This window comes from Pseudomonas sp. SDT291_1_S447, from assembly GCF_054070155.1.
Genome location: NZ_JBSVXS010000226.1, coordinates 1 through 3,711 on the forward strand (window position 1 = coordinate 1; position 3,711 = coordinate 3,711).

The following is a 3,711-nucleotide window of genomic DNA, read 5'->3' on the forward strand; positions in this document are numbered from 1 at the left end:
AGTCGCCGTAAGGGCGAAACCGTAATAAGCCATCACCGCAGCAACGGATATTCACAAAGAAGACCCCGAGCCTGGTCGGCCCAAAGGCCGCCAAGAACCCAAAAAAAAGCCCCGCAACCGAATAAACAGCGCGAGGCAAAAAATTGGTTGGTTGCGGCCAACCAAAGGAGCTCAGTCAAATACACACAACGGGCAAAATCAGATGCAATCCTGCGCAGCCCGCTCAAAACTCGAAGGCAAAAGATTCGAAGCCAACAAATGCCGCTCGTAGATAAACACCTTGCCGCCACTACCCGCCTTGTACGCCTCCAGCACGTTGTCAGCCGAAACCTTGCTCGGCACTACAATCCGGTAGCTGCGCTGAGTCTGCGAAACCGTCGGGTTCAGCGCACTGCCCTGCAACTTCGGCACAACACAATCGGCGTACTGCGCAGGCGTCTTGCTGGTCTGCAAAGTCAGGCTCGGGTTATTCGGCGCCGAAGCGCAACCGGCGAGCAGCAAAGAGGCAACGGCCAGAGCAGGCACGAATAAAAGACGCATCGGTGTCATCCTGAAAATAAAGGTTCGGTTCAACCGGCAACGGTTCAGCCTCACGGAGCCGCCGTTGCCATTTATGTTTTAAGTGTTCAGCTCGACGCCACCAGCGCCTTGAGCGACACATCGAATTGCTTCAAAGCGTTGAGTTGCAGGTCACGCTGTTTGTCGATCTGCGCGGCAATGACCGGTGCCGCCTGGTTATGCACCCAGACCGAAGGCAACTGTTTCTCAACAGCGCCTTCAGCCTTGCCGATGTATTGCAGGTCGGCGTCGTAGAAACGTGCGGTGAAGCGCGCTTCGACCAGGCTGTTTTGCTGCGTCAGCAAGCGATTGAAGGTGTCGAGCTTCACCACCACGTCCGGATGCGCCTGCACCAAGGCATCAAGGTTGTCGTATACGGTCACCGACAAGAACTGCTGTTGCAATGAACTCACCAGCCAGTCGATGGCCAGTTCCGGATCGGAACTGCTGACAAAGGCTTCGCGAATCCGCGAGTCGAGCGCATCTTTCGCGCCGTTGACCGCCATGTCGTGGTAACGCTCAAGGTATTGCAGGTTGTCCAGGGTATTCTCGCTGAGCAGCACACCCACGGTTTGCGAATGCTGCAACGTGGCGCTGCTGCCCGTGATGGTCTGGAAATGACACGACCCGGCGTCCGCTGCGTAAGTCGGAGCTGTGAACAGTGCGCCGCCTGTTAGCAGGGCGACCATAGCCAGTCGGGTCAGTGTGTTCATCGCGCAGATTCCTTGAGCGGCGTGTTCGATGGAGGCGATTTTCCGCCGATTGCCGACAAAGCAGAACTTGCGTTTCTTGATGGTCACTATTACTTCTAGCAATAGTTGCACGACGTGCAGACTGATACACACTCAACCAAAACTAGAAAAACATGAAATGAGGAGTTCGCCTTGAGAACGTTTGACCTGATCCGAGACGCCGTTCTGCCCGATTTCCGCGAGCGTGTGGCCGAGTATCTGGTTCAGTACGAAAGCGTATTGCTGGACAAAGGCATCACCGACCCGCAGCTCATCACAGACACTGCCAATCAGTTGCGCGGTTACCTGCGCGGGCTCAACACCACCCGCGTACTGGGTATGGCTTACTGGGAAGAACTGGATCGTCGAGTTGTCGACACCTGGCTCGCGCCACAGCAATGACCGATCGGCACCGTGGTCAGGGGGGCTGCTAACGACGACGCCCTCCCGTAACCAATGGTCTGCGCGGCAACACGCCCTCTGCGAAAAAACCGCCCGAACGCTTACAATCGCCGGTCTCACTGCCACTCAGACAGGCGCATCCAGAAATGCCGCTCGACCCACCTACGATGCTGACCATTTCCATCGCCCTCGCAGCCGCAGCCGCGCTGTATCTGGCGATCGAGTGGCGCAGCATTCGTGAGCCTTCGCTACTGTTCTGGAGCGCCGGTTTCGCCACCATCACCGTCGGTTCTACCCTGGCTCTGTTGCGCAGCAGCGGCTTTTTGCTGATCGGAATCTGGTTCGCCAACGGCTTGCTGGTAACCGCGCATTTCCTGTTCCTGCTCGGCGTGGCACGCTTTACCCAGATACGGCTGTCGCCGGCCTGGTATCTGATCTTCGCCACCTGGCTGGTCATGCTGTTGCTGCCGGACGGGCCGCTGTGGTCGAAGGTCATGCTGGCGGCCAATTCGCTGCTGGTGGCACTGTCGACGCTCAAGGCCAGCTCACTGCTGCGCCCCCACGGCAAGTCGTTGAGCGTCGGCGCGGTGCAGTTGCGTTATGTGTTGCTCGGTCACGGGATCTTCTATGTGGCCAAAGCCCTGACCGTGGTGATCCCCGGCACGCTGATCGATCTGGCGGCGTTTCGTGGCGAGATCATCCAGATTTCCCTGGTCGAAGGTGCGATGGCGATCATGTTGATCGCCCTGTCGATGACCGGCACCGAACGCTATCGCCGGGAAAAACAGATCGCTCGCCTCGCCGAGCGTGACCCACTGACCGCCCTGTACAACCGCCGCGCTCTGGAAAAGCGTGCGCCGCGCCTGCTCGAACAGGTTTCGCCGGGGCATCCCGGCGCCCTGCTGTTGATCGACATCGACAATTTCAAACTGGTCAACGACCAGTACGGCCACACCGCCGGGGATCGTTTGCTGATCGCACTGAGCGAGATGATCCGCTCGGTGCTGCCGCGCAATGCGCTGACGGCGCGTCTGGGCGGTGACGAGTTTGTCATCCTGCTCAGCAGCACATCAGGCGAGCGCGTCATGGAACTGGGCAACACATTGCGCGAGCAGTTTCTGAGCACCACCTCACAGACATTCTCCACTACCGCGGCCGTGACCCTGAGCATCGGCGCCAGCCTGTTCGACCACCCGCCCGTCAACCTGACGGCACTGATCGAGCAAGGCGACGCGGCACTCTACGAATCGAAACGCGGCGGGCGCAATCGCCTGCGCCTGACCGGACTCACCACACCAGGATAATAAAAACCATGTCCAGCCTCGATACTCCCCTGCAAGACCTCGCCGCCCCCGAAGGCGTCTGCTACGGCTGCGGCGGCCGCAATCCACACGGCCTGCATGTCAAAAGCCATTGGCATGAAGACGGCGTGCACGTCATTGCCGAACACCTGCCGGAGGCCAAGTACTGCGGCTGGCCGGATCTGGTCTACGGGGGGCTGATCGCCATGCTGGTCGACTGCCATTCCAACTGGACCGCGATGGCGTACCACTACCGCGCGGAGAACCGCGAACCTGACAGCCTGCCGCGTATCGACTGCGTCACTGGCAACCTTGGGATCAAGTTCATCAAACCGACACCGATGGGCGTGCCACTGATTTTGCGGGCGAAGGTCGAGGGGGCGGTTGGGCGCAAGACCCGGGTGATCTGCGAGGTGTTTGCCGGGGAAGTGCTGACGGCGGTGGGTGACTCGTTGTTTGTGCGAGTCGATACAGGGCAACTGGCGGATTCGGCGCATGGGCGAAAAAGCCAAAGCCCCTCACCCTAACCCTCTCCCAGAGGGAGAGGGGACTGACCGAGTTGTTTGGTTGAAATACGCCGACCTGAGATATCGAGTCGAACTCGGGTTTTGCAAAATCCTCACCTCAGCCCTCTCCTTGGGGAAAGGAGACTGACCGAGGCGTCTGGTTGAAATACGCCGACCTGAGATATCGAGTCGAACTCGGGTTTTGCAAAATCC

The 3,711-nt window shown here is 59.1% G+C and carries 5 protein-coding genes; 3 read left to right on the forward strand and 2 right to left on the reverse strand.

What is annotated here, in order from left to right; translation table 11 throughout:
* Positions 1-198: 198 nt before the first annotated feature.
* Together ACW9IR_RS28955 and ACW9IR_RS28960 are read right to left on the reverse strand one after the other, a co-directional pair.
* The gene (locus tag ACW9IR_RS28955; RefSeq protein WP_102899001.1) at positions 199-540 is read right to left on the reverse strand and encodes a hypothetical protein; all 342 of its coding nucleotides are present in this window, start codon (positions 538-540) and stop codon (positions 199-201) included.
* Positions 541-626: 86 nt separating this feature from the next.
* Positions 627-1,271, reverse strand: coding sequence for an ATPase (locus tag ACW9IR_RS28960; protein WP_102899367.1), 645 nt, complete (start codon positions 1,269-1,271; stop codon positions 627-629).
* Positions 1,272-1,442: 171 nt separating this feature from the next.
* Here ACW9IR_RS28960 and ACW9IR_RS28965 point away from each other — a divergent pair, with 171 nt between their 5' ends.
* The 3 genes from ACW9IR_RS28965 to ACW9IR_RS28975 all read left to right on the forward strand — a co-directional run bounded on the left by ACW9IR_RS28965 (position 1,443) and on the right by ACW9IR_RS28975 (position 3,519).
* The gene (locus ACW9IR_RS28965; protein WP_457466027.1) at positions 1,443-1,691 is read left to right on the forward strand and encodes a hypothetical protein; all 249 of its coding nucleotides are present in this window, start codon (positions 1,443-1,445) and stop codon (positions 1,689-1,691) included.
* 146 nt (positions 1,692-1,837) lie between these two features.
* The gene (locus ACW9IR_RS28970; protein WP_457466029.1) at positions 1,838-2,995 is read left to right on the forward strand and encodes a GGDEF domain-containing protein; all 1,158 of its coding nucleotides are present in this window, start codon (positions 1,838-1,840) and stop codon (positions 2,993-2,995) included.
* 8 nt (positions 2,996-3,003) lie between these two features.
* Positions 3,004-3,519, forward strand: coding sequence for a PaaI family thioesterase (locus ACW9IR_RS28975; RefSeq protein ID WP_457466030.1), 516 nt, complete (start codon positions 3,004-3,006; stop codon positions 3,517-3,519).
* The last annotated feature ends 192 nt before the right edge of the window (positions 3,520-3,711 follow it).

Excerpts from the sequence above, each read along its gene's own strand:
- ACW9IR_RS28975 (WP_457466030.1), top strand. The coding sequence starts at position 3,004 with ATGTCCAGCCTCGATACTCCCCTGCAAGACCTCGCCGCCCCCGAAGGC.
- ACW9IR_RS28955 (WP_102899001.1), bottom strand. The coding sequence starts at position 540 with ATGCGTCTTTTATTCGTGCCTGCTCTGGCCGTTGCCTCTTTGCTGCTC.
- ACW9IR_RS28970 (WP_457466029.1), top strand. The coding sequence starts at position 1,838 with ATGCCGCTCGACCCACCTACGATGCTGACCATTTCCATCGCCCTCGCA.
- ACW9IR_RS28960 (WP_102899367.1), bottom strand. The coding sequence starts at position 1,271 with ATGAACACACTGACCCGACTGGCTATGGTCGCCCTGCTAACAGGCGGC.